Raw genomic sequence first — 24,973 nt, 5'->3', positions numbered from 1 at the left:
TGCTCGGGGGCTTCGTCGTCGAGGCGTGCGGCGAGGGTCAGTTCGATCCCGAGAAGTAGTCGTTCGTGAAGCTCTGCATCGCCTCGGCGAAGGCCGGGTCGCCCATCAGGATGGCCGCCGCTCCGAACCCCTGCACGAGACCGAAGACGACACCGGCGACGAGGGGCACGACGAATCCGAGACGCCCCGCGCGCAGCCGCCGGAGGGTCCACCAGGTCGAGACGGTGAACAACGCCACGGCCAGCACGGCCATGACGACACCGAAGGTCTGCAGCGCGGCCGACGAGCCGAACCCCGAGAGGTCGAGCCCGAACGTCTCGAACTGGGCGAGCTGCGTCGTCGCGTAGCCGGGCACGCGGGCGATCGCCTGGATGGCCCCGAAGGCGCCCAGCCCGATCAGGGCGAACGTCGCCACCCGGTCGATGCGCTGCCCGGTCGAGAGCGCAGGAGGCGCGGTGCGGGTCTCGTCACCGGGGCGCACGTCGGTCGAGACCGCGGGCCGCGCGTCCTGACCGGCGACCCGCACCTCCTCGGCGGTGTCGGCCTCGGCCGTGACGGGATTCACCCAGCCCTCGGGCGCGTACTCGCCGTAGCGCGGCTTCGGACGGTCGTCGGTCATCGGGTGCGACCGCCGAGGCCGCGGGCGTCGACCTGGCCCGTCGCGTCTTTGCGCAGCTCTTTGGGCAGCGAGAACATCAGGTCTTCTTCGGCCGTGACGACCTCTTGGACGTCGACGTAGCCGGCGTCGGACAGGTCGGCCAGCACCTCGTCCACGAGGACCTCGGGCACCGACGCGCCGGAGGTGACGCCGACCGTCTCGACACCGTCGAGCCACTCCTGCTTGATCTCGTTCGTGTAGTCCACGCGGTAAGCGGCCTTGGCCCCGTGCTCGAGGGCGACCTCGACGAGACGCACGCTGTTCGAGCTGTTCGCCGAGCCGACGACGATGACGAGATCGGCACCCTGGGCGACCTTCTTGATCGCGACCTGGCGGTTCTGCGTGGCGTAGCAGATGTCGTCGCTCGGGGGGTTCTGGATGGTCGGGAAGCGCTCGCGCAGACGACGCACGGTCTCCATCGTCTCGTCGACGCTGAGGGTGGTCTGGGACAGCCAGACGAGGTTGTCGGGATCGGCGACGACGAGGTCGTCGACCTCGGCCGGGTTCTGCACGAGGGTCGTGCGGTCGGCCGCGTGACCCATCGTGCCCTCGACCTCTTCGTGCCCGGCGTGGCCGATCAGGATGATGTGCCGGCCCTGGTTGCCGAAGCGCACGGCCTCGCGGTGGACCTTGGTGACGAGGGGGCAGGTCGCGTCGATGGCCTGCAACTCGCGGTCGGCCGCACCCTTCACGACGGCCGGCGAGACGCCGTGCGCGCTGAAGACGATGTGCGACCCCTGGGGAACCTCGTCGACCTCGTCGACGAAGATCGCACCCTGGCTCTCGAGGGTCGCGACGACGTGGACGTTGTGGACGATCTGCTTGCGGACGTAGACGGGGGCGCCGTAGTGCTCGAGCGCCTTCTCGACCGCGATGACGGCTCGGTCGACGCCGGCGCAGTACCCGCGAGGTGCTGCGAGCAGCACCCGCTTGCGTCCGTTGACGGGGGTATCCTTTAGCCTGTTCCGCACCGCAGGAACACGCGGTGTCGGCAGGTCGATGGCGAGGGCGCCGTTGGAGATGTGGCTCACCCGACGAGTCTAGGTGTGCCCGACTGGTCGCGTACTGGGAGCGGCAGCGCGATCGATCGATCGCCCCTGGCCGTCGCTCGTCCTGCCGGTGTCGACCACCCCTCGAACGGAGCTCCATGACGATCGTTCCCCCTCCCCCCACCGCCGAGTCCCCGTGGCCCGTCGGGCTCCTCGCGAGCAAGGTGCGCGACTGGATCGACCGCCTCGGCACGGCCTGGGTCGAGGGCGAGATCACCCAGTGGAACGTCTCCGGGGGCAACGTCTACGGCAAGCTCCGCGACCTCGAACAGGACGCCACCGTGTCGTTCTCCATCTGGTCCAGCGTGAAGTCGCGCGTGCCCGCCGACCTCAAGCAGGGCGACCGCGTCATCGCCGCCGTCAAGCCGAACTACTGGGTCAAGGGCGGCAGCCTCACGATGCAGGTCTTCGACATGCGCCACGTGGGGATCGGCGACCTCCTCGAACGTCTCGAACGCCTCCGCCGCCAGCTCGCGGCCGAGGGGCTCTTCTCCCCCGAACGCAAACGGGCCCTGCCGTTCCTCCCCGGGTGCATCGGCCTCGTCACCGGCAAGGACAGCGACGCCGAGAAGGACGTCCTGCGCAACGCCCAGCTGCGATGGCCCTCGGTCTCGTTCCGGGTGGTGCACGCGGCGGTGCAGGGCGACCGCATGGTCGGCGAGGTCACGGCGGCGATCCAGCGTCTCGACGCCGACGACGAGGTCGACGTCATCATCGTCGCCCGAGGCGGCGGCGACTTCCAGAACCTGCTCGGCTTCAGCGACGAAGGACTCGTCCGCGCCGTCTCGGCCTGCACCACGCCGGTCGTCAGCGCCATCGGACACGAGGCCGACCGGCCGCTGCTCGACGACGTCGCCGACCTGCGCGCGTCCACGCCCACCGACGCCGCCAAGCGGGTGGTCCCCGACGTGACAGAAGAACTGTCACGCGTCCAACAGGCGCGCACCCGCATCGGCGTGCGGCTGACGTCGCTGGTCGCCGCCGAGATCGACCGCCTCGAACAGATCCGCAGCCGGCCCGTGCTCGCCTCACCCCAGACCCTCGTCGACGTCCGGGCCGACGAGGTCGTCCGGGCGGTGGCCCGGGGTGAAGAACTCGTCGGGCGGGCCGTCGAGAGGGCGCACACCCGGGTCTCCGAGCTGACGGCACAGCTGCGCGCCCTGTCGCCGCAGGGCACGCTGCGTCGCGGCTACGCGATCGTCCAGCTGCCGTCGGGCAGCGTCCTGCGGTCCCCCGACGAGGCCCCCGCCGAGACGCGGCTCGTCGTGACCACCGACGGAGGCGCGGTGGGCGCCGTCAGCACCGGCGCCTCCTCCCCAGGCTCCGCTGCGGCGAGCGAGTCCTCGCCCGTGGCGTCCGTCACGACCTCGGTCACCACCCCTCGTTAGGATCGTCCCGTGGACACCACCCCGACCAGCACCCCGCCCGACGTCTCCTCGCTCAGCTACGAGCAGGCCCGCGACGAGCTCGTGTCCGTCGTGAACGAACTCGAGCAGGGCGCATCGACCCTCGAACGCTCGCTGGCCCTCTGGGAACGCGGCGAGGCACTCGCCCGGCGCTGCGAGGAATGGCTGATGGGGGCGCGTGAGCGCCTCGAGGCGGCCCGCCGCCAGGTGTCCGCCGAATGACCTCCCCCTCCGACGGCGGCCCCCGGGGCCCGCGACGCCCTCGGGAGCCCCGCGTCGTCGCCGAGCTCGGCCGGCCCGAGACCCCCGACGAGACCGCGGCGCGCAAGGCCGAGAACACGCGCAAGCACTACGCGAACCAGACGGCGATCAACCTGACCCTGTCGATTGTCGCCTCGCTCGGCATCGTGCTCTTCCTCGTTCTCGTCGTGGTCCGCCCGAGCGGCACCGTGAACCGGCAAGAGATCGACTACGTCCAGGTCGCCTCACAGGCCCAGGCGAGCGTCGACGCCCCCCTGGCCGCGCCTCCGCTGCCCGACGGCTGGAGCTCGAACGCCGCCGAGGTCCGGTCCACGACCCGCGACGACGTGCCGACCTGGTACGTGGGGCTGATCACGCCCGCCCAGCAGTTCATCGGCCTCGAACAGGGCATCGACGCCAACCCGACCTGGGTCAGCCTGCAGGTGCAGAACGCGGCGGCGACGTCGACCCGGTCGATCGGCGGTCTCACCTGGGACGTCTACGACCGGCGTGACGCCGACGACCCGGGCAACTACGCCTACGCCCTGACCACGACGGTCGACCGCAGCTCGTACGTGCTGTACGGCACGGCCGACGACGCCGAGTTCGACGTCCTGGCCACCTCCCTGGCCGAACAGATCTCCAGCCAAGAAAGCGAATGACGTGACCCGACACGACCCCGCCGACACCCCTTCAGCCTCCAGCTCCCCCTCCGGTTCCGCCTCGACGGACGTTCCGACGACCCACCCCACCGAGGATTCGGCTCCCGGTACCGCGTGGAGCCGCATGGTGGAGGGCAACCACCGCTTCGTCGACGGGGCACCGCATCACCCTCACCAGGACAGCGACCGCCGATCGTCCCTCGCCGCCGGACAAGAACCGGTGGCCGCCCTCTTCGGCTGTGCCGACTCGCGACTCGCCGCCGAGATCATCTTCGACGTCGGTCTCGGTGACCTCTTCGTCGTCCGCAACGCCGGCCAGGTGGTCGGCGACACCGTCATCGCCTCGCTCGAATTCGCCGTCTCGGTGCTCCACGTCCCCCTCATCGTGGTCCTCGGCCACGACAGCTGCGGTGCCGTCGCCTCGGCCATCGACTCGATCGGTTCCGACGCCGCTCCCGGGTCGGAGTTCCTGGGTGGGCTGATCGACATGATCATGCCGTCGGTCGAGCAGGCGCAGATCGACCTCGAGAACGGTGCTGACCTCGACCCCCGCACGGTCGGCCAGCTGCACATCGAGGCGTCCGTCCGCACGCTCGTCGACCGGTCCGCCCTCATCGCGTCCGCCGTCGCGGACGGTAAGTTGGCCGTGGTCGGCGCGAACTACGACCTCGCCAACGGGCGGGTCGACCCTTCGGTCGTCGTCGGCCGACTCTGAACCGAGTCGGGGCGAACGCTCCGACGCCCCGCGCCCTCGACGGGCGCAGCAGCCCGGCAGGGCCCGAGGAAAGGACCACGACGTCGTGACCACATCCGAGACCGAGTACCGCATCGAGCACGACACGATGGGCGAGGTGCGGGTGCCCGCATCGGCCCTCTACCGTGCCCAGACGCAGCGTGCCGTCGAGAACTTCCCCATCAGCGGGGCCGGACTCGAGCCTGCGCAGATCGTCGCGCTCGCTCGCATCAAGCGGGCGGCCGCCCTGGTGAACGGTGAGATGGGCATCATCGACCGACCCGTCGCCGCCGCGATCGTCTCGGCCGCCGACCAGATCATCGGTGGCAGCCATCACGACCAGTTCCCGGTCGACGTCTACCAGACCGGCAGCGGCACGTCCTCGAACATGAACATGAACGAGGTGCTCGCCACCCTCGCCGGAACGGTCGACGGCGTCGCCGTCCACCCCAACGACCACGTCAACGCATCGCAGTCGTCGAACGACGTCTTCCCGACCTCCGTGCACGTCGCCGTCACGGGTGCCCTGCTGCACGACCTGATCCCCGCCCTCGACCACCTGGCGATCGCCCTCGAGAAGAAGGCCTCGGCCTGGGCCGACGTGGTGAAGGCCGGCCGCACCCACCTCATGGACGCCACTCCGGTCACGCTCGGTCAAGAGTTCGGCGGCTACGCACGGCAGATCCGTCTCGCGATCGAACGGGTGCAGAGCGCCTTGCCCCGCGTGGCCGAGGTGCCCCTGGGCGGAACGGCCACCGGCACCGGCATCAACACGCCCCAGGGCTTCCCGCAACGGGTCATCGCCGTCCTCGCGGACGACAGCGGCCTGCCCGTCACCGAGGCGCTCGACCACTTCGAGGCGCAGGGGGCGCGCGACGCGCTCGTCGAGACCTCCGGTGCCTTGCGAGTGCTCGCCGTGAGCCTCACGAAGATCAACAACGACATCCGGTGGATGGGCTCGGGTCCCAACGCGGGCCTCGGCGAGCTGCACATCCCCGATCTGCAGCCCGGTTCGTCGATCATGCCCGGCAAGGTCAACCCGGTCATCCCCGAGGCCGTGCTCATGGTCTCGGCACGCGTGATCGGCAACGACGCGACGATCGCCTGGGCCGGCGCGTCCGGAGCCTTCGAGCTCAACGTGGCGATCCCCGTGATGGGCACGGCGCTGCTCGAGTCGATCCGCCTGCTCTCGAACGCCACCCGTGCCCTGGCCGACAAGACCGTCGACGGGCTCGAGGCCAACGTCGAGCACGCCCGTGCCCTCGCCGAGTCGTCTCCCTCGATCGTGACGCCGCTCAACCGGGTCATCGGCTACGAGGCCGCGGCGAAGGTGGCCAAGCACGCGGTGACCCAGAAGCTCACCGTTCGCGAGGCCGTCGTCGATCTCGGGTTCGTCGAGCGGGGCGAGGTCACCGAGCAGCAGCTCGACACCGCCCTCGACGTGCTCAGCATGACCCACCCGGGCTGAGCCCAGCGCGACGGGGCGCCCTGCCCCACCCTGCCGGGCTGCGCCCCGGCCGGCGGGGCGCCCTGCCCCACCCTGCCGGGCTGCGTCCAACGTGCGGCACCGAGCCCGGGTCGCCGCCCCCGGCGGCAGCCCGTCGGGCGTCGCCGACCGGGGCGTCCCCGACCCGGGCGTCCCGACCGGTCGTCGCGCCCGCAGCACGTCGAGGAGGTGCGCGCCCGTGGGCGACGGACACGCACCTCCTCGGCGTCACGGCCACTTCTCGTGCTCGTCCTCGTCCTCGTCGTGTGGCCGTGGCTGGACCGCGGCACGGTCCTCACAGAAGCGTCACGACGGCATCGATGCCGACGCTGCCCGAACGGACGACCACCACACACCAGAACGCCGCGAGCAGGCATGGCCCGAAGGGGACACCCCGACCGGCGCGTGCCGAGTCCGCCGCCGGATGCGAGCGTGACCGTCGCCGCCTCGTGCGGAACGTCCGAATGCCGGCCACGCCGATGGCCAGAGTTCCTGCGAGGCCCCAGAAACCCAGCAGAGCCGTCGGGTCACTCGTGGACAGGAGCCCGGTCAGGACGGCCCCGAGCTTGACGTCCCCCATGCCCAGGCCACCCGCGAGGGCGGCCAGCAGACCGAACCCGGCCGCGGCCAGGGCGAGGGCCAGGCTCGTCGCCGCCTCGGCGGAGTCACCCCCGGCGACGCGCAGAGCCGTCGACACCCCCCACGCACCCGCGGCCGCTCCGACGAGGACGTTGGGCAGTCGACGTTCGGCGAGGTCGATCCGGACCAGGGCCGGTGTCACGGCCGCGACTCCGAGAAAGCCGACGAGCGTCACCGTCCCCGCGTCGGCGCCCGCGCCCGAGAGCGGAACGGCGTGAGGCGTGGCCGCCGCGGCAGCAACCGCGACCGCCGACAGCGCAGCCACGGCGACTGCTTCGCGAGCCTGTGTTCGCTCCGGCAGCGGCCCGCCACTGCGTCGAGGTGCTCCCCCGTCCGACGAGCGGGGTCCGTCCGACGAGCGGGGTCCGTCCGACGACATCGTCCCGTCCTCCGGACCGTCGGACGAGGTCATGTCGCTCCCGACGTCGAAGCCGTCACCGGCCCAGGTGGACCCCAAGGCGAGACGCGCTCCCGAGCCGGTCGAACCAGATGCCACGGTCGTCGCCCCCGTGTGCGCCGGACACCAGGACGGCGGGCACGTCCGCGGGGCGCGACGAGACGGCGTCGAGGCCGTCGGGCATCTTCGAGCACCGCGTGGACGGCCTCGATGACGAGCGGTCGATGGTCGCGCACCATCTCGTAGCTGGCTCGAAGGGCGGTCCGACCCTGGATCGTGATGGCCAGGTCCTTCAGACGATCCGAGTCGAACGTGTCGCCGTGCCAGCTGCGGCCGTCGAGTTCGAGAGCGACGACGCCGTCGACGACGACGTCGATGCGGCGACGATCGCCCGGGCCGACTCTGGTCTGGGAGTCGACCCGGTGCCCCAGATGGACGAAGGTCACCCGCATGACGCTCTCGAGTAAGCTCTCGCTCCGGGCATCGGCCCAGTCGACGATGCCCCTCACGTCAGCCGGAGCCTCCGCGAAGGCCTCGTGCAGTCCGACGACCGAGAAGTGACCGCTGGACAGCGCCCAGTCCAGCATGGCGACCGCCTCGTCGAGAGGTGCGGCCACGACGGCGTCCACCAGCGCAATTCGAAGGGGCACCGCCCAGGCCGCCCGGTGTGCGTCGTCCACCGCGTGGTCGTCGTCGTCGGGGTGACGGGGCGTTGTCCCTGGTGACGGACGAGGGGGCACTCGCCCGTCGTACCGCCACCGGACCGTCGCGCCACGCCGTGGCCGAAGTCGTGACGCCCCGGGGGGCACCACGACGCTGACGGTGGGAGCAGCCGTCCACATCCACGCCCCGAGCAGGGCCAGAAGCGACGCCCCGGTCAACCTGCCCCCGATGCGCACGGCCTCGTGCCTCACGTCACCCGGCGGGAACGTCGTGTACCAGCCTCGGCGGGCCCGATGCACGTGCCCGAAGCGGACGGCTGCGGTGAGCATCCGGTCGGTGGCTCCGAGGGCGACGAGATCCCGCTTGTGGAGCACGCCGCCGGCGTTCCTGACGTGGGTCGCGATCTGCTGCATGCCGACAGGGTGACGCGGCCCGCGCCTCCTCGGCGGTGCGTGAGAGCCCACCGGTGGAGAAGAAGGGTGTCGCACGAGCTGGGGCCGGGGCGTTCCGCACGCGGCTCAGGGGTTCACCGGCACACGAGCTCCCCGCCAACCTCCACTCCGAGGGTCCTTGCCTCCGTCCGAAGCTGCTCCTGTCGGCGGCCGGGCCGGCCCCGGCCCGCCCTGCCCGGCCCACCCGTGTGGGCAAGTCCGGAGAATGAGGCCCGCGAACCTCCATCCGCCCTCGAACCCTGCCGACGTGCTGAATTGCCGACTCGGCAGGCCGCAGCCCCGCGGCGTTCGGAACGCCCCGCAAGGGCCCGTCGCGGACGGCAGAGCACGACGAGACCGCGAGCACCGCGGGTGACTCCGGAGAACGAGGTCCAGGTGCGGCGCTGGCAACCGTCAGCGCGCCGATCTCGGGAGTTGCCGACGCGGCGCGCGGCTCGCCACCCCTGCCCCGCTCACCCCGAGCGCACCCCGTACCGCCCGAACCGGCAGGAGGCGCGGGTCGGGTGACCAGCGCCTCCTGCGGTCCCTGCTACATCAGATCGTTCGACTCGAGCATCTCGGTGACGAGGGCTGCGATCGCGGACCGCTCGGAGCGGGTCAGCGTCACGTGGCCGAACAGCGGGTGGCCCTTGAGCGTCTCGATGACCGAGGCGACCCCGTCGTGCCGGCCGACGCGCAGGTTGTCGCGCTGCGCCACGTCGTGGGTCAGCACCACCCGCGAGTTCTGGCCGATGCGACTGAGCACGGTCAGCAGCACGTTGCGCTCGAGGGACTGGGCCTCGTCGACGATCACGAACGCGTCGTGCAGCGATCGTCCCCGGATGTGCGTCAGGGGCAGCACCTCGAGGATGCCCCGCTCGACCACCTCGTCGAGGACGTTCTGGGACACGATGGCCCCGAGCGTGTCGAAGACGGCCTGCGCCCAGGGGTTCATCTTCTCGCCGGCATCGCCCGGGAGGAACCCCAGGTCTTGGCCGCCCACCGCGTAGAGCGGGCGGAAGACCATGATCTTCTTGTGCTGTTGCTTCTCGAGCACGGCCTCGAGGCCGGCGCAGAGCGCGAGGGCCGATTTGCCCGTGCCGGCACTGCCGCCCAGCGACACGATGCCCACCTCGGGGTCGAGCAGCAGGTCGATCGCGAGACGCTGCTCGGCCGAGCGGCCGTGCAGCCCGAAGACGTCGCGATCGCCGCGGACGAGACGTGCCTCGCCGCGGGCGAACACCCGCGCCAGCGCCGAACCACGATCCGAGTGCAGGACCACCCCGGTGTTCACGGGGACGTCCGCGAGCGATCGAGCGGAGATCTTCTCGGACTCGTAGAACGAGGCCATCTGCTCGCTCGAGACGTCGATCGAGGCCTGCCCGGTGTACCCGCTGTCGACGACCTGCTCGGCCCGGTACTCTTCGGCGGCGAGCCCGATGGATGCGGCCTTCACCCGGAGGGTCAGGTCTTTCGACACCACCGTGACGGCCAGCCCGTCGGCGGCGAGGTTCGACGCGACGGCGAGGATGCGCGAGTCGGCGTCGTTCAACTGCAGGCCCGAGGGCAGGACCGACATGTTCGAGTGGTTCAGCTCGACTCGCAGCGAACCCCCGTCGCCCACGGCCACCGGGAAGTCGAGACGGTCGTGCTTCACGCGGAGGTCGTCGAGGAGGCGCAGGGCCTGACGCGCGAAGTAGCCCAGTTCGGGGTCGTGACGTTTGCCCTCGAGTTCGCTGACGACGACGACGGGCAGCACCACGTCGTGTTCGGCGAAGCGGAAGAGAGCCTGCGGATCGGACAGCAGCACCGAGGTGTCGAGCACGTAGGTGCGCTGGGCGACCGCCTGGTCACCCCCCGTGGCTGATGGGGTGTTGCGTTCGGTTGAGGTGATGTTCGACGCGGTCACGACCACTCCGTCCTCGGGCGGCTGGGCACCCGGGTACCTTCGGCAGAGACGGCCGCGGAGCAGTTGCGAGGCGAACTTTCGTGGCCGTCTCGATCGGGCTCCTTGCCCGATGTGACGAACCTACGACGCGCCTCCGATATCCGCATCATCGACGCCACCGTGTCGTGTGACGATCAGGTGAACGACCCTCATGTGGCGGTCGAGGGTGCTGGGTGCCGAGCCCCACCCCGCAGGGCGGACCCGCCTAGTAGAAGACGGTCGTGCCGAACGAGGTGAACGCGCCCCGCAGCATCTCGAACGACTCGTCGCCCGTGGACACGTGCACGCTCAGCCGGACGGTCGTGTCGCGGACGGTCGCCGTGACCCCGTGATTGATCAATGCGGCCGTCAGCGTCGTCATCTGGTCGAGGGCCGGCTCGAGCACGACGATGCCGGCGCGCTCCGCCTCGTCGCGGGGTGAGACCACGGGCACGGCGAACTCGTCGGCGAGGTCGATCACCCGGGTGGCCCGCTCGGCCACGGCTCGCGAGACGGCGGCGACGCCCACGTCGGCGAGGTCCTCGAGCGCCGTGGCGAACCGCGCCTGGGCGATCGGGTCGGGGTTCGTCAGCTGGAAGGCCGCGGCACCCGGACGGGTCGGCTGCCGTTCGTGGTACGAACCGCCGAGGGCCAGGTCGCTGCCGGCGACACCGCTGAACACCGGGGTCAAGGCCGAGAGGGCCCGATCGCTCAAGGCCAGGAACCCCGTTCCCCACCCGGCCCGGACCCACTTCTGGCCGCCCGACGCGACGACGTCGGCCACGGCGTAGGGCGCGTCGACCACGCCGAACCCCTGGATCGCGTCGACGATCAGCAACCGGTCGCCGATCACCTGGCGGATGCCCTCGAGGTCCACCAGGTACCCCGTGCGGTAGTCCACCAGGCTGACGGCGACGGCGGTGACCGAGTCGGTGAGGTGGCGCTGCACCACGGCCGGCGTCACGACGTCGTGGTCGAGGTCCATCCAGACCGGCTCGAGCACGCGCAGCGCCTCGGCCGATCGCGTCGCCGCGATGGGCATGCTCGGGTAGTCCCGCGGCGACATCAGCACCTGTCCGGTCAGACCGAACAGCGTGTGGGTGAGCCCCGCGCTCGTGTTCGGCTGGAAGACGACGTGGTCGGGTGCGAAGCCGACGATCGACGAGATCGCCCGTCCGACGCGCCCCGCCTGCTCGGTCAGGGCGATCTCCGACCCGAAGCGGGCCCGGGCCTGCACCTCGACCAGCGAGCGCTGCTCGTCGGCGACGGCACTCGAGATGGGTCCCCACTTCGCGAAGTCGAAGTATCCGGGTTCGTCGGTGAAACCCGAGGCGAGGTCGTCGATGGTCTTCACGGTGTTCTCCTAGGCGGCGGTGACTGGTCCACCGTAGTGCCGTCCGTGGTTCGCCGACCCGCGCCTCCTCGTCCCGTCGTCGGCGCAGGCGCGTGCGCGGCCGTCGGCGAGCCGTCGGCAACTCAGGAGAACGGCACACCCGACGCCCCTCAGGAGGCGCGGTGCAGCCCGTCTCCGGAGTTGCCGACACCAGCCCGCTCCCGCCCACCCCACACCGGCGCCAGCGCTTGCGCCCACGCTCGCACCCCCGCCCGCGCCCGTCGATCAGGCCGTCGGCAACTCAGGAGAACGGCACACCCGAACCCCGTCAGGAGGCGCGGTGCAGCCGAACTCCGGAGTTGCCGACACCAGCCCGGTCACCGAGCCGGCAGCCGCGCCCCGATCAGCTGCCGTAGCGGCGGTGCCGGAGGGCGAAGTCGCGCACGGCACGCAGGAAGTCGACCTCGCGCAGGTCGGGGTAGAAGGCCTCGACGAAGTAGAACTCGCTGTGGGCGCTCTGCCACAGCATGAAGTCGCTCAACCGTTGTTCGCCCGACGTGCGGATGACGAGGTCGGGGTCGGGTTGGCCGCCGGTGTAGAGGTGGTCGGCGATGAGCTCGGGGGTGAGCACCTCGGCCAGGGCGTCGAGCGTGCCGCCCGCCGCGTCGTGCGCCCGCACGATGCTGCGCATGGCGTCGGCGATCTCGCGGCGCCCGCCGTAGCCGACGGCGAGGTTCACGTGGAGCCCCGTCTTGTCGGCGGTCCGGGCCTGGGCCTCGCGGAGGGCCGAGCAGAGCGCCGGCGGCAGGTCGTCCGTCGCGCCGACGTGCTGCACGCGCCAGTCCCGCTGACGCGAGAGCTCGTCGGCGACGTCGCCGATGATGCCGAAGAGCTCGGTCAACTCGTCGGACTGGCGGTTGCCGAGGTTGTCGGCGGAGAGCAGGTACAGCGTGACCACCTTGATGCCGAGGTCGTCGCACCAGGTGAGGAACTCGCTGATCTTCGCCGCACCCGCGCGGTGCCCGTGGGCGGCGGTCTCGAGCATGCGCTGCTTGGCCCAGCGCCGGTTGCCGTCGACGATCATGGCGACGTGGTGCGGCAACTCTTGACCGTCGAGGCTGCGGCGGATGCGGTTCTGGTAGAGGCCGTACAGGACTCCCCTGGCGAGGGGAGAAGGACGGCGCTTTTTCACAGGGCTACGGTAGCCCACGGCGGGCTCTCCACAGAGCAAACGATTCTCAGCCCGCCTTCTCGGACGCTCCCCTAGGCTCGGCCCCATGAGCAGCCACACCGACGGAGATCGCGCGGGCCTCCAGGCCGACGAGGTCGACCGGGCCGACCGATTCGAGGGGGCCGACATCCCGAACCTGCCGTTGCTCGACGACGCCCTCGCCTACCCCGGCATCGAGCGCAAACCGAGTTGGCGCGGCTGGATCCATGCGGCCACCTTCCCGGTCGCGATCGCGACCGGAGTGGTGCTCCTGGTCCTCGCGCAGGGCGTGGCGGCGACCTGGGCCTGTGCCGTGTTCATGACCACGTCGCTCCTGCTCTTCGGCATCTCGGCGACCTACCACCGCTTCCCGTGGAGCCCGAACGCGAAACGCTTCCTGAAGCGCCTCGACCACGCCAACATCTTCCTGCTGATCGCCGGCACCTACACGCCGATCGCGGTCATCGCCCTGCCGCCGTCCAAGGGCGTCACGCTGCTCGTGCTCGTCTGGACGGGCGCCGTGCTGGGCATCCTCTTCCGGGTGTTCTTCCTGAACGCGCCACGCTGGTTGTACGTGCCGCTCTACGTCTTGCTGGGTGTCGGCGCGTTGGGCTTCATCGTCGACCTGCTCGACGCGAACGTCGCGATGATGGTGCTCGTGCTGGTCGGCGGCGCCCTCTACATCGCGGGCGCCGTGTTCTACGGAATCAAGAGGCCGAACCCCGTACCGGGGCACTTCGGATTCCACGAGCTGTTCCACACCATGACGGTGCTGGCGTACCTCTGCCACTGGACGGGCATCCTGCTCGTGGCCCTGGACCCACCGACCTTCTAGGGCGAGGTCACCCGAGCCGAGGAGGCGCGGGTCGCCGCCCCGGCACCGGTCGCGTCGGTCACGAGTCGCCCTCGCGCCTCCTGCGGTCGGCGTCGTCGTCGAGGTCGCCCTCGACGGGGCGAGCCCGTCGGTCGGCGTCTCCGGGGAGTTCTTCGTCGTCGAGAGCCGCGGCGGCCAGGGTCGCCTCGTCACGCTCGGCCTGGATGCGCTCGCGCACCTCGCCTCGGTAGCGGGTGCGTCGGACCCGACGGGTCATGTCGACGACGATCAGCACCGTCGCGATCGCGACGAACGCGATGGCGACGAAACCCCAGACGCCGGGCGTGACCGCCTCGTCGGGGATGGTCGACGGCGGCAGGGTCGGATCGGGCGTCTGCGGCTGGGCGAGCAGACGGGTCGTGACCGTGAGCACCGAGTCGGAGAGCGCGCTCATCGCTGCACTCCGACGAGGCCGGTGTCGGGGTCGACGACGCCCGCGAACAGGTCGTCCTCGGGCACGTCGGACTCGACGTTCGACTCGACCAGCTGGAAGTCCTCGGTGGGCCAGGCGGCCACCTGCAGGTCGTGAGGCCAGAAGAAGAAAGCGCTGTCGAGCGGCACCTGACTGGCATGCGACCGGAGGGCGGCGTCGCGCACGGGGAAGAAGTCGGAGACCGGCACGCGGGTCGTGGCCAGGTCGGGACGGTCGCTGAAGCGGGCCAGCATCTCGGTCAACGACTCGATGAGGGGCGACTCGGGGTCGCTCTCGCGCAGGTGCGTGATCATCGCGCCGATGCGTCCGGCACTGAACATGCGGTCGTAGTACACCTTGTCGATCTGCCAGGCGTCGCCGGTCGCCGGGTAACGCTCGGGGTCGGCGGCGTCGCGGTAGGCCGCCATCGAGATCTCGTGCGTGCGGATGTGGTCGGGGTGCGGGTACCCGCCGTTCTCGTCGTAGGTCACCAGCACCTGCGGCTTGAACCGGCGGATGATCGCGACGAGCGGCTCGGCGCTGATCTCGAGCGGGATGGTCGAGAACGAGTTCACCGCGACCGATTCTCCCTCGGCCGGAAGCCCCGAGTCGGCGTAGCCGAGCCAGAGGTGCTCGATGCCCATGGCCGCCTGGGCGGCCGCCATCTCGTGCACGCGCAGGCCCGCGATGTCGCGCTCGGCGTGAGCACGGGCCTCGAGCTGCTCGTTGAGGATCGACCCCTGCTCGCCGCCGGTGCAGCTGACGACGAGGACGTCGACGCCGAAGCTGCGGTAGTAGGCGTAGGTCGCCGAGCCCTTGCTGGACTCGTCGTCGGGGTGGGCGTGGACCGCCAGCAGGCGCAGGGTCAATTCTTCCTCGCAATGTGTGCCGGGCAGACGTTGCTACCCTGGGGACAGCTTAATCGGACGGAGATCCGCGTGACGTCCACGCCCCGTGTCACCTCGCCCTCGTCGCGCCTCGACGCACGGTACGGGCGTTCGCCGCGGGGTCGCCGCAGACGCCTCGTCGTGGGCCTGTCCGTCGCCGTCGCCTTCGTCGTCGTCTTCGCGGCGTGGGTCGTCTTCGCCGCCTTCGACGGGACCTCGTCGCAGCTCGAATCCGCCGACGTGGGCTACCAGGTCACCTCCGATCGGGCCGTCGAGGTCCAGTACACGGTCACCGCGGACACGGGCGAGGCCGTCGACTGTGCGGTCGAGGCCCAGAACAGCGGCTTCGCGGTCGTCGGCTGGAAGATCGTGCACCTGCCCGCCTCCGAGCGGCGTTCGGTGACCTACACGACCTCGCTCGCGACGTCGGAACGGGCGGTCACGGGCTTGATCTACCGGTGCTGGCTTCCCTAGACTGCTCGGAATCGCACGACGAGACCGGCCACTCGGCCGGTCTCCTTTTTTCGGTGGGCGACCTCGCCCCGGCTCCCGGCACCGCGCCTCCTCGGCTCGATACGCCCGACCGGGTTCGGCCGCCGCACGAAACGGAGACACCATGAGCACTGACAACGAGACCACCTGGCTCACGACGGACGCCCGCGACCGTCTGCAGGCCGAGCTCGACACCCTCAGCGGCGAGGGACGTCGCGAGATCGCGTCACGCATCGAGGCCGCCCGCGAAGAGGGCGACCTGAAGGAGAACGGCGGCTACCACGCGGCCAAGGACGAGCAGGGCAAGATGGAGGCGCGCATCCGCACGCTCATCAACCTGCTGAAGCACGCGACGGTCGGCGACTCGACGGCCGCCGACGGCATCGTCGGCCCCGGCACCGTCGTCACGGCGACCATCGCCGGCGACGAGAGCACGTTCCTGCTCGGCAACCGCGAGATCATCGCCGCGGGCAGCGACCTGTCGGTCTACAGCGAGACCAGCCCGCTGGGACAGGCCATCAACGGTCTGAAGGTCGGCACGACGACCAGCTACACCGCCCCGAACGGCAAAGAGATCTCGGTCTCGATCACGAACGTCGAGACCTACCAGCCGTAGGTCGACCGACTCGAAGGCCCCCGCTCGATCGGAGCGGGGGCCTTCGTCGTCCCCGGGGCCTGCTGGCGGCGACTGCCGACGCGGGTGTCGGCGACTCTGGAGGACGACGTGCGGAACGCCCGTCCCGCGCCCTGCGGGTCGTCGTTCTCCTGACTTGCCGACCGGGACACGAGTCCGCAGGAGGCACGGGCCGGGTCAGGAGGCGCGCGTCGCGCCAGGAGGAACGGGCAGGGTCAGGAGGCGCAGGTCACGTCAGGAGGCGCCCGTCGCGTCGGGAGGACCGCGTCACGTCGGGGAGGGGCGGCTCAGAAGTCGACGTTAGGCTCGTACCCGGCGTCGCGGAGCCGCTGCAGCACCTCTTCGACGTGGTCGGGGCCGCGCGTCTCGACGCTGAGCTCGAGCTCGACCTCGCTGATCTGGAGCCCACGACCGTGGCGGGTGTGCAGCACCTCGACCACGTTCGCGTTGGCGTCGGACAGCACCTCGCTGACGCGGGTCAGCTGGCCGGGGCGGTCGGGCATGCCGATGCGCAGCTTGACGTAGCGGGCGGCGGCCGCGAGGCCACGACCGATCACGCGCTCCATCATCAGCGGGTCGATGTTGCCGCCGCTCAGGATCACCACGGTCGTGCCGAGGTCGCGCACCTGCTCGGTGAGGATGGCGGCGATGCCCACGGCACCCGCGGCCTCGACGACGAGCTTCGCACGCTCGAGCAGCACGAGCATCGCCCGGGCCGTGTCGTCGTCGCTGACCGTGACGATCTCGTCGACCGTGTCGCGGATGATCTCGAAGTTGAGCACGCCGGGTTTCGCCACGGCGATGCCGTCGGCGATCGTGGGCTGGGCGTCGATGTCGGTCCGGACGCCGAGTTTCATCGAGACGGCATAGGGGGCGGCGTTGGCCGCCTGCACGCCGATGATGCGGACGTCGCGCCCGATGCGTGCCGCGCTCTGCTTCAGGGCACTGGCCACACCGGCTGCCAGCCCACCCCCGCCGACGGGCACGATCACGGTGTCGACGTCGGGCACCTGTTCGAGGATCTCGAGCCCGAGCGTGCCCTGGCCCGCGACGACGTCGGCGTGGTCGAACGGGGGGATGAAGACGGCGCCGGTCGTGTCGGCGAACTCTTGCGCGGCTCGCAGCGACTGCTCGACCGTGTGCCCTCGGAGGACGACGTCGGCGCCGTAGTGCCGGGTCGCCTGCAGCTTGGGCAGGGCCACGCCGACGGGCATGAAGATCGTGGCCACGATGCCGAGTTCACGGGCCGCCAGGGCGACGCCCTGTGCATGGTTGCCGGCCGAGGCGGCGACGACCCCGCGCGCCTTCTCGTCGTCGCTCAACTGGGTCAGGCGGTTGTAGGCGCCTCGGATCTTGTACGACCCGGTGCGCTGCAGGTTCTCGCACTTGAGGTGCACCCGCGAGCCGAGCACCTCGGCGAGGTAGTGCGAGGTCTCCATCGGGGTGACGCGGACGACCTGCGAGACGCGGTCGCGCGCCTCCTCGATCTCGACGAGGGTGGGACCGGCCAGGGTGCGTTCAGACATCGGTGAGGCCTCCGGGCTGCGTGACGTCGTGCTCGACGGGTCGCGGCTTCTCTCGCCACGTGCCCCTCGCGACGTAGGTGATCATGACGTTCAGCACGGCCACGAACGGGACCGCGAAGAGGGCGCCGGGGATCCCGGCGACCAGGGTGCCGGCCGCGACGGCGAAGACGACGGCCAACGGGTGCACCTTGACGGCGCTGCCCATGACGAACGGCTGCAGCAGGTGCCCCTCGATCTGCTGCACGAGGATCACCACGGCGAGCATGAGCAGGGCCACGACCCAGCCGTTGTAGACGAGGGCGATGACGACGGCGACGGCCCCGGTCGCGACGGCGCCGACGACGGGAACGAACGACCCGAGGAACACCGCGATCGCGATCGGCGCCACCAGGGGCAGGCCGAGGAAGAACGCCCCCAACCCGATGCCCACGGCGTCGACGAACGCGACGAAGATCTGCACCTTGACGAAGTTCGTCAGCGTGAGCCACCCGGCACGGCCCGCCCCGTCGATCGCCGGACGCGAGACGCGGGGGAAGAGCCTGACGACCCATCGCCAGATCTCGGCCCCTCCGATGAGCAGGAAGATCGTCGCGAAGAGCCCGAGCACGAGCCCCGCACCCACGTGCCCCGCCGTCGACCCGACCGAGAGGGCACCGCGCACGAGCGGCTGGCTGTCTTGCTGGACGGCCGCGACGGCGTCGGACACGTACCCGTTGATCTGCGCCTCGGTCAGGTGCAAGGGCGAGGTGAGCAGGAAGGCCTTGAAGTCGCCGTACGAGGCGATCGACCGATCACGCAACGAGGGCCAGCCGTCGACGATCTGGAGCACGACGAGCAGCAGGAGGCCGGAGACCGAGACGAAGAACCCGACCAGGACCGACACGACCGCCAGCCACTTGGGCCAGCCGTGCCGCTGCAACCACCCCGACAGCGGGACGAGCAGGGCGGAGATCAGCAGGGCCACCAGGAAGGGGATGACGATGACCCGCAGCTGGGTGACCAGCCAGATGAACACGCCGGCCACGGCCACGATCAGCAGGATGCGCCAGGACCAGGCCCCGGCGATGACCATGCCCCGCGGCACCGACGGATCGGCGACGACACCGGCCGCGCTACCGCTCGTGACGTCGCCCTGCACCTCGTCGCCGCGCGTGGGGCGGTTCCGCCAGATCATCGCGTCAGTTTATGGCCCTGCGGGGCCGGTCACCTACCCCTCCACATGCCGTTGCGCGCATGTGTCGACGGGGACCGGTCGACGGCAGGAGGCGCGGCAACCGTCGGTGGCCGTGGCTACAGTCGTCCGCGTGCCCCGTCAGCAGCTCTCCCCCGCCCAGGCCCGTCGAGTCGCCCTGGCGGCCCAGGGCTTCGGGAGGCCCGTCGGCGGTCAGGCCCGCCCGGGGACGCGGCAGTTGAACGGCCTCGTCGATCGTCTCGGACTGCTGCAGATCGACTCGGTGAACGTGTTCGAGCGCAGCCACTACCTGCCCGCGTTCGCACGCCTGGGCGCGTACGACCGCGCGACCCTCGACCGTCTCACCTTCGCTCCCCGCGGGCGGTACGTCGAGTACTGGGCCCACGAGGCGGCCATCGTCCCGGTGTCGACCTGGCCCCTGTTGCGGTGGCGCATGCGCGACTACGACGTGAAGTGGCGGGGGGACGCCTCGTCGTGGCTGTCCACGAGTCCGCGCATGGAACGCTGGCTGCTCGACGAGATCCGTGACAAGGGGCCTCTGCCTGCCAGCCTGGTCGAGGCCGACGCCGCCCTCTTCCCCCAGCCCGACCGGACGGGCCCGTGGTGGGGGTGGGGCGACGTGAAGCGCGGTCTCGAATCGCTGTTCCGCACCGGCGCCCTGGTCAGCGCCGGTCGCCGTCGATTCGAGCGCGTCTACGCACTTCCCGAACAGGTGCTGCCGGCCGAGATCCTGGCCGTCGACGTCGACCGTCACGAGGCCCACCGGCGCCTCGTCGCCCACGCGGCCCGCGCCTCCGGGGTGGCGACGGCCGCCGACCTCGCCGACTACTTCCGCCTCAAGGTCGCGGACGTCGCGCCTACCCTGCGCGAGTTGCACGACGAAGGAGTCGTCGAGCCCGTGGTCGTTCCGGGCTGGGGTGCGACCGCGTGGCTGCACCGTGACGCCCGCGTACCCCGTCGACTCGAGGCCGACGCCGTGCTGTCGCCGTTCGACCCCGTGGTCTGGCACCGGCCCCGGGCGGAGCGCCTCTTCGGCTTCCGCTATCGCATCGAGATCTACACCCCCCGCGAGAAGCGAGTGCACGGCTACTACGTGCTGCCCGTCCTGCAAGACGACCAGCTCGTGGGGCGGGTCGACCTCAAGAGCGATCGTCAGGCGGGCGTCCTGCGGGTGCAGTCGGCGTGGCGTGAGCGCGACCTCCCCATCGACGTCGAGCGGCTCGCGACGACGCTGCGCCGGGCAGCCGCCTGGCAAGGGTTGGGCGCGGTCGAGGTCGCCGACCGCGGGGACCTGGCAGGAGCCCTCCGAGCGCCCCTGGCCGGCCACGCCGAGTCAGACGCCGACGCCGCGGTCCGCCGCCTCGACTAGAAGGTCCCCGCGTTCTGTCGCAGACGCTGGATGCGATCGGCGAGCGGAGGGTGCGTGCTGAAGAGTCGGTCCATCATGCCGGGCTTCATCGGATCACTGATCCAGAGGTGCGACATCGAGGTGTTCTGCTGCCGCATGGGCCGCCCCTGGGCACCGAGCTTCTCGAGGGCTCGGGCGAGACCTTCGGGGTACCGCGTCGTCAACGCCCCGGTGGCATCGGCGAGGTACTCGCGCTGACGCGAGACGGCGGCCTGGACACCCGCCGCGGCGAGAGGCGCGATGATCATGGCCACCAGACCGAGCACCAGGAAGACCGGGTTCCCGCCGCCCCCACCGTTGTTGTTCGAGTTGCGGTTCCCCCCGGACAACGCGCTGAAAAACGACATGCGCAACAGGATGTCGGCGAGGAATCCCACGGCCACGACGAGGCCGAACACCATCGTCGACACACGGATGTCGTAGTTCTTCACGTGGCCGAGCTCGTGAGCCATCACGCCCTGGAGCTCGCTGTCGTCCATGATCTCGAGCAGGCCGGTCGTGGCGGCGACCACGGCGTGTTCCGGGTCGCGCCCCGTGGCGAAGGCGTTGGGGGCCGGATCGACCACGACGTAGACCTTGGGCATCGGCATGCCCATCGTGATGCTGAGGTTCTCGACCGTGCGGTACAGCCGCGGAGCCGTCACACCGTCGACCTGCTGGGCGTTGCTCATCGAGAGTGCCTGCCCGCTGGCTGCGAAGTACTGGATCACGGCGTACACCGCGGCACCGCCGAGCACCAGGAAACCGATCGATCCGTTGTTCCAGATGGCGCTCGCGGCGAACCCGAGAGCCCCGACGATCACCAGGAAGATCAGGACGATGAAGACGGTGTTGCGCTTGTTGCGCGAGATCGCGGAGTACACGGTGTCGAGGACGACTCGGGCTGGATCAGAACTGGACGCGCGGCGGTTCGGCGATCGCCGACGGCTCGGAGACCTCGAAGAAGTCCCGCTCGCTGAAACCCAGCCGCTTGGCGAATAGGGAGTTGGGGAAGACGCGGTTCTTGGTGTTGAACTCGCGAACGCCGCCGTTGTAGAAGCGGCGGGCGGCCTGGATCTTGTCCTCGGTGTCGACCAACTCGGACTGCAACTGCAAGAAGTTCTGGCTCGCCTGGAGCTGTGGGTAGGCCTCGGCCACGGCGAAGATGCTCTTCAGGGCGGTCTGCATGTGCCCCTCGGCAGCCGACGCCTCGGCCGGTGTGCCGGCCCCGATGGTCTCGGCACGGGCCGCTGTCACGTTCTGGAACACCGACGACTCGTGCGAGGCGTATCCCTTGACCGCCTCGATGATGTTGGGGATCAGGTCGGCCCGGCGTTTCAGCTGGATCGTGATGTCGCTCCACGCCTCGTCGACGCGCACCTTGAGGGTCACCAACGAGTTGTAGGTGGCCCAGAGGTAGATGCCGATGATGACCGCGAGCAGGACGATGATCCCTGCTGCTACCAAGATGCCGATCGTGGCCGGTTGCATGACGTGTCACTCCTAGGTGGTGGACCGATGACGGCGGGCGCCGGATGGTCGCCCGCGACCTGGGTCGGGTCGTCGGGAGCCCGTTGGACACTATAAATGCGCTGCATGTGGGCTCCCTGCCCGTCGGGAGATCTCGGAGCAGACTCCCGACGGGCGCTCCGCCGGGCATCTCCCCCGCGCAACGGATTGACTTGTACCCCGAGAACGTGCTGAATGGGTGACAGTGTTCGAGTCGCCGACCCTGCATCCGACGCGTCCGTCGACCTCGGTCGACGAACGGCTCCTGGTCGTGCCGCGACGCGGGCGACGCATCGTGTCGACCCTCGCGGCGGTCGTGCTCGGTCTCTCGCTCGTCCTGTGGGTCGGCGTCGGCGCCCATGCCGCAGGCAACCCCTCGGGCACACCCACACCCGTCCCGTCGAACGGCCAGCCCGGTCCCGTTCCGGTCACACCGACCATCCGCGACGTCGGCGATCAGGACGTGAACGCCGTCGTGGTCGGCGGCACGGGCACGTCCGGAGCCACCGTGAGGGTGCTCGACCCCCGCGTCCCCAGTCGGGCCCTCTGCGAGGTCACCCTGCCCACCGGAGGCACGACCGGCGTCCCCTGGTCGTGCACGGTGACACTCGAGGACGGTGCCGACCAGACCCTCACGGTCCGCGACGTCACGAACTCGGCCGTGGTCGGCGACGCGATCAGCGCTCCGTTCTCGGTGCTCGGTCCGCCGACGGTCCAGGGCGGACCCGCTGTCGGCGGCAAGGTCGCGGGCACCGCCTTCGCGGGTGCTCGCGTGACCCTCGACGGAGGCGCGGCGCCGGTCTCGGTGACGGCCGACGCATCCGGGGCCTGGTCGGCGGTGCTCCCGTCGACGACCTGGCCGACCGGCCGGTACACGGTCACCGCGTCCCAGTCCTCGGGATCCGTTCCCGCCGTGCCCCGGTCCTCGACCTCCACCGGCGTCACCGTCACGATCGACCGCGACCCACCCGCCGCGCCGGCCGTCCTCTCGCCCCGGGCCGGCGAACGATTCGCCACGCAACCCCTCACCTTCTCGGGGACGGGAGAAGACGGCGCGACCGTCACCGCGTACGTCGACAGCACCCCCGTCTGCCAGGCCACCGTCGCCGACGGCGCATGGGGCTGCACGTCCTCCGACGCCGCTGTCTCCGACGGAGAGCACGTGGTCCAGGCCGCCCAGATCGACTCGTCGGTGAACGTCGGGCCGCCCAGCGCGGGCATCTCGATCACGGTGACGTCGTCGGCCGCGCAACCCGCGCCTCCGTCGTCCTCGGCCGCACCGGCACCGACACCGGGGCCCGGCGCATCCGGGGGTCCTGCCGTCCCGACCGAGCCGACTCCCGGGACGCCCGGGGGGACGGTGCCCGGAGACGGCTCGGGAGGCACACCGAGCGACGGCGGCGGGGGCCGGCCCGAGGCGGCCACGCCGACGACCGACTCCTGGGCCGTCGCGACGACCTTCGGCCGCGACCTGCCCTCGCTCGGCCAGACGATGGGCGGCACGGGGTGGTTGCTCGCTCTCGGCCTGGCAGCCGCGTTCGTGCTGCTCGTCGTCGCCCCGGCACGACTGCTGGCCACGGCACTCAGAGGCCGACTGGTGCCTCGTGGCCCACGGCTCACCGGCCGCAATCGTCGCCGCGAGCTCCCCACCTCGTTCTCGACCGCCACGCTCGACCCCCGCCTCGCCGCCGCATTGACCGTCACCGCCGGAGCCGCCGTGGTCGCGCTGGCGGCCGGCCTCGACGACGAGGTCCGCTACGCGCGCCTGTTCGCCGGGATCGTCATCGGGGTCGCCCTGGTCAACCTGCTCGTCGTCGTCGTCCCCACCCGGCTGATGGGGCGTGCCCGAGAACGCGAGGGGCACGTCCGCATGTCACCGCGCCTCCTTCTCGTCGCCGTCGTCGCGTGCGCGGTCACGCGGCTGCTCGGCCTCGACCCGCCCCTCGTGCTCGGCGTGGTGCTCGTCGGCAGCCTCGCCGCAGCACCCCGGTCGCCGGCGCGCCACGGCCGCACCGACGCGGTGGACGATCGCGAGGCCGGGCTGCTGGCGCTCGTCCAGGTCGTCACCCTGGTGGCCGTGTCGGCCGCGGCCTGGGCCGTCCACGGGGCCTTGCCCGCCACCGGGGGGTTCGTCACCGAGCTGGCCCTCGAGACGAGCGCGACGGTCTGCCTGACCGGGCTCGGGTCCCTCGTGCTGACACTCGTCCCCGTGAGCTCCCTGCCGGGTCGGCGGATCTGGGCCTGGTCGCGCCCGCTGCACGTCGGACTCAGCGTGGTCGGCGTGGCTGCGGCGGCCGCCGTGCTGACGGGCGGTTCGTCGTCGTTCCCCGTCGGAGGGGCGGTCGTGGCCGCCGCCGTCACGGCAGGGCTCTGCCTCGCCGTGTGGCTCTGGACGTCGTTCGTCGAGATCCCTCCCGACGACGCCTGACCCGACGCGCCCCTTGGCGGTGGCCACGCGTGCCGTGGCCCGGCCGGGCGCCAGACCGCCGACTGCGGTCCGGCCGACGGTGATCCTGCCGACTGCCACCCCCTGACTGCGATGCCCCCGACTGCAGTCCCGGGTCGCGCCGCGCCTCCTGCGACCGCCGTCGTCGGCACGTCAGGTGGACGACGCACGAACAGGCTCGCCGGCCCCGCGAAGGCGCCGATCTCCTGAGTTGCCGACGACCCGCAGGCAGAGCATGGCGAGGCGAGGCCAGGCGAGGCGAGGCGAGGCGAGGCGGCCGGGGCGGGAGCGGCGCGGCGAAGCGGGTGAGACGGTTGTCCCGGCCGCCGGACAGAGCCCCGACCGCAGACGACAACTCAGCAGAACGACACAGCGGCGGGCGCTGCACGCCCACCAGCATGCCGATTTCCTGAGTTGCCGACGCGCGCGGAGGCGACGGCGAGGCGCGGCGCTGGAGAGGCGGGGGCTGGCGCATCAGGGCGCGGCGGGGCGACAGGCGCGGCCGACATCAGGAGGCGCGGGCGGGGTCGACGACGAGAGGCTGCGTTCCACAAGGGGACGGAGGCGCGGGCGGGCCCCCAGCCTCAGGGCACAGGTCCTCGTGCCGCCTCGGGGGCAGGTGCCCCGTGCAGCCACGGGTGGCAGGTGCCCCCGCAGGGACTCGAACCCTGACTGAAGCGATTTTAAGTCGCCTGCCTCTGCCGATTGGGCTACGGGGGCCCGAACGACCAGCCTACGAGACGCGGACGCCCGCCACGCTGCAGGCAGCGGGCGGGCGTC

At 71.0% G+C, this 24,973-nt stretch carries 23 protein-coding genes and 1 tRNA gene; 10 read left to right on the top strand and 14 right to left on the bottom strand.

All coding sequences use genetic code 11. The features are described from left to right. Positions 1–37: 37 nt before the first annotated feature. Entirely contained in the window at positions 38–619 is a 582-nt protein-coding gene (locus SZ60_RS16720; protein WP_052505476.1) for a DUF6264 family protein, read from the bottom strand. Further along, positions 616–1,689, bottom strand: coding sequence for a 4-hydroxy-3-methylbut-2-enyl diphosphate reductase (locus SZ60_RS16155; protein WP_082060238.1), 1,074 nt, complete (start codon positions 1,687–1,689; stop codon positions 616–618). Before SZ60_RS16155 ends, SZ60_RS16720 begins: the two co-directional genes overlap by 4 nt. A gap of 116 nt (positions 1,690–1,805) precedes the next feature. Here SZ60_RS16155 and xseA point away from each other — a divergent pair, with 116 nt between their 5' ends. The 5 genes from xseA to SZ60_RS16130 all read left to right on the top strand — a co-directional run bounded on the left by xseA (position 1,806) and on the right by SZ60_RS16130 (position 6,216). After that, on the top strand, positions 1,806–3,095 hold the full coding sequence (gene xseA / locus SZ60_RS16150; protein ID WP_043597842.1) for an exodeoxyribonuclease VII large subunit: 1,290 nt from the start codon (positions 1,806–1,808) through the stop codon (positions 3,093–3,095). A 9-nt stretch (positions 3,096–3,104) separates the two neighbouring features. Then, positions 3,105–3,335, top strand: a complete 231-nt coding sequence (locus SZ60_RS16145; RefSeq protein WP_043597840.1) for an exodeoxyribonuclease VII small subunit — start codon at positions 3,105–3,107, stop codon at positions 3,333–3,335. After that, positions 3,332–4,015, top strand: coding sequence for a DUF4245 domain-containing protein (locus SZ60_RS16140; protein WP_043597837.1), 684 nt, complete (start codon positions 3,332–3,334; stop codon positions 4,013–4,015). Before SZ60_RS16145 ends, SZ60_RS16140 begins: the two co-directional genes overlap by 4 nt. A 124-nt stretch (positions 4,016–4,139) precedes the next feature. Then, complete coding sequence (locus SZ60_RS16135; RefSeq protein WP_043597835.1) at positions 4,140–4,730, top strand: carbonic anhydrase; 591 nt, start codon at positions 4,140–4,142, stop codon at positions 4,728–4,730. A gap of 85 nt (positions 4,731–4,815) precedes the next feature. Next, complete coding sequence (locus SZ60_RS16130; RefSeq protein WP_255349717.1) at positions 4,816–6,216, top strand: class II fumarate hydratase; 1,401 nt, start codon at positions 4,816–4,818, stop codon at positions 6,214–6,216. Between the two features lie 313 nt (positions 6,217–6,529). Here the strand turns inward: SZ60_RS16130 and SZ60_RS16715 are convergent, their stop codons facing one another. The 5 genes from SZ60_RS16715 to SZ60_RS16105 form a co-directional block, all read right to left on the bottom strand. Beyond that, on the bottom strand, positions 6,530–7,138 hold the full coding sequence (locus SZ60_RS16715) for a hypothetical protein (RefSeq protein ID WP_156155649.1): 609 nt from the start codon (positions 7,136–7,138) through the stop codon (positions 6,530–6,532). Positions 7,139–7,281: 143 nt separating this feature from the next. After that, a complete protein-coding gene (locus SZ60_RS17340) occupies positions 7,282–7,950 on the bottom strand; it encodes a hypothetical protein (protein ID WP_156155648.1) in 669 nt (222 codons plus the stop codon). Between the two features lie 964 nt (positions 7,951–8,914). Beyond that, positions 8,915–10,258: a PhoH family protein gene (locus SZ60_RS16115; RefSeq protein ID WP_043597901.1), complete on the bottom strand. Its 1,344-nt coding sequence runs from the start codon at positions 10,256–10,258 to the stop codon at positions 8,915–8,917. Positions 10,259–10,517: 259 nt separating this feature from the next. Continuing rightward, the gene (locus tag SZ60_RS16110) at positions 10,518–11,645 is read right to left on the bottom strand and encodes an aminotransferase class V-fold PLP-dependent enzyme (protein ID WP_043597828.1); all 1,128 of its coding nucleotides are present in this window, start codon (positions 11,643–11,645) and stop codon (positions 10,518–10,520) included. A 382-nt stretch (positions 11,646–12,027) separates the two neighbouring features. Beyond that, positions 12,028–12,816: an isoprenyl transferase gene (locus tag SZ60_RS16105; protein WP_043597826.1), complete on the bottom strand. Its 789-nt coding sequence runs from the start codon at positions 12,814–12,816 to the stop codon at positions 12,028–12,030. A gap of 85 nt (positions 12,817–12,901) precedes the next feature. Between SZ60_RS16105 and SZ60_RS16100 the strand changes: the two genes are divergently transcribed. Then, a complete protein-coding gene (locus tag SZ60_RS16100) occupies positions 12,902–13,669 on the top strand; it encodes a hemolysin III family protein (protein ID WP_082060236.1) in 768 nt (255 codons plus the stop codon). A gap of 58 nt (positions 13,670–13,727) precedes the next feature. On the opposite strand, the gene SZ60_RS16095 is transcribed toward SZ60_RS16100, so the two are convergent. Then, positions 13,728–14,102: a hypothetical protein gene (locus SZ60_RS16095; protein ID WP_137847380.1), complete on the bottom strand. Its 375-nt coding sequence runs from the start codon at positions 14,100–14,102 to the stop codon at positions 13,728–13,730. Next, positions 14,099–14,989 carry a mycothiol conjugate amidase Mca gene (gene mca, locus SZ60_RS16090; RefSeq protein ID WP_197073590.1) on the bottom strand — a complete coding sequence of 297 codons (891 nt, stop codon included), beginning with the start codon at positions 14,987–14,989 and terminating at the stop codon, positions 14,099–14,101. The genes SZ60_RS16095 and mca overlap by 4 nt, the downstream gene beginning before the upstream one ends. A gap of 69 nt (positions 14,990–15,058) precedes the next feature. Between mca and SZ60_RS17010 the strand changes: the two genes are divergently transcribed. Both SZ60_RS17010 and greA read left to right on the top strand, forming a co-directional pair. Further along, positions 15,059–15,481 carry a DUF4307 domain-containing protein gene (locus SZ60_RS17010; protein ID WP_043597824.1) on the top strand — a complete coding sequence of 141 codons (423 nt, stop codon included), beginning with the start codon at positions 15,059–15,061 and terminating at the stop codon, positions 15,479–15,481. Between the two features lie 142 nt (positions 15,482–15,623). Beyond that, complete coding sequence (greA, locus tag SZ60_RS16080) at positions 15,624–16,115, top strand: transcription elongation factor GreA (RefSeq protein WP_043597822.1); 492 nt, start codon at positions 15,624–15,626, stop codon at positions 16,113–16,115. Between the two features lie 305 nt (positions 16,116–16,420). Here the strand turns inward: greA and ilvA are convergent, their stop codons facing one another. Together ilvA and SZ60_RS16070 are read right to left on the bottom strand one after the other, a co-directional pair. After that, positions 16,421–17,659, bottom strand: a complete 1,239-nt coding sequence (gene ilvA / locus SZ60_RS16075) for a threonine ammonia-lyase (RefSeq protein WP_043597819.1) — start codon at positions 17,657–17,659, stop codon at positions 16,421–16,423. Next, positions 17,652–18,833: an AI-2E family transporter gene (locus SZ60_RS16070; protein WP_082060234.1), complete on the bottom strand. Its 1,182-nt coding sequence runs from the start codon at positions 18,831–18,833 to the stop codon at positions 17,652–17,654. The genes ilvA and SZ60_RS16070 overlap by 8 nt, the downstream gene beginning before the upstream one ends. Before the next feature lie 130 nt (positions 18,834–18,963). Here SZ60_RS16070 and SZ60_RS16065 point away from each other — a divergent pair, with 130 nt between their 5' ends. Further along, the gene (locus tag SZ60_RS16065) at positions 18,964–20,220 is read left to right on the top strand and encodes a winged helix-turn-helix domain-containing protein (RefSeq protein ID WP_043597816.1); all 1,257 of its coding nucleotides are present in this window, start codon (positions 18,964–18,966) and stop codon (positions 20,218–20,220) included. Here the strand turns inward: SZ60_RS16065 and SZ60_RS16060 are convergent. Next, on the bottom strand, positions 20,217–21,122 hold the full coding sequence (locus SZ60_RS16060) for a M48 family metalloprotease (RefSeq protein WP_043597813.1): 906 nt from the start codon (positions 21,120–21,122) through the stop codon (positions 20,217–20,219). The genes SZ60_RS16065 and SZ60_RS16060 overlap by 4 nt on opposite strands. A gap of 25 nt (positions 21,123–21,147) precedes the next feature. Continuing rightward, positions 21,148–21,729 (bottom strand): LemA family protein, encoded by a 582-nt coding sequence (locus SZ60_RS16055; RefSeq protein WP_043597810.1) that lies wholly within the window; start codon positions 21,727–21,729, stop codon positions 21,148–21,150. A 217-nt stretch (positions 21,730–21,946) separates the two neighbouring features. Here SZ60_RS16055 and SZ60_RS16050 point away from each other — a divergent pair, with 217 nt between their 5' ends. After that, positions 21,947–24,175, top strand: a complete 2,229-nt coding sequence (locus SZ60_RS16050; RefSeq protein ID WP_156155647.1) for a hypothetical protein — start codon at positions 21,947–21,949, stop codon at positions 24,173–24,175. A 664-nt stretch (positions 24,176–24,839) separates the two neighbouring features. Here SZ60_RS16050 and SZ60_RS16045 read toward each other — a convergent pair. Next, positions 24,840–24,913, bottom strand: a tRNA-Leu gene (locus SZ60_RS16045). Between the last annotated feature and the right edge of the window lie 60 nt (positions 24,914–24,973).

The organism is Frigoribacterium sp. MEB024 (assembly GCF_000878135.1).
In the GTDB taxonomy this organism is placed as follows: Bacteria; Actinomycetota; Actinomycetes; order Actinomycetales; family Microbacteriaceae; genus Frigoribacterium.
This window is presented reverse-complemented; position numbering and strand designations above follow the sequence as displayed.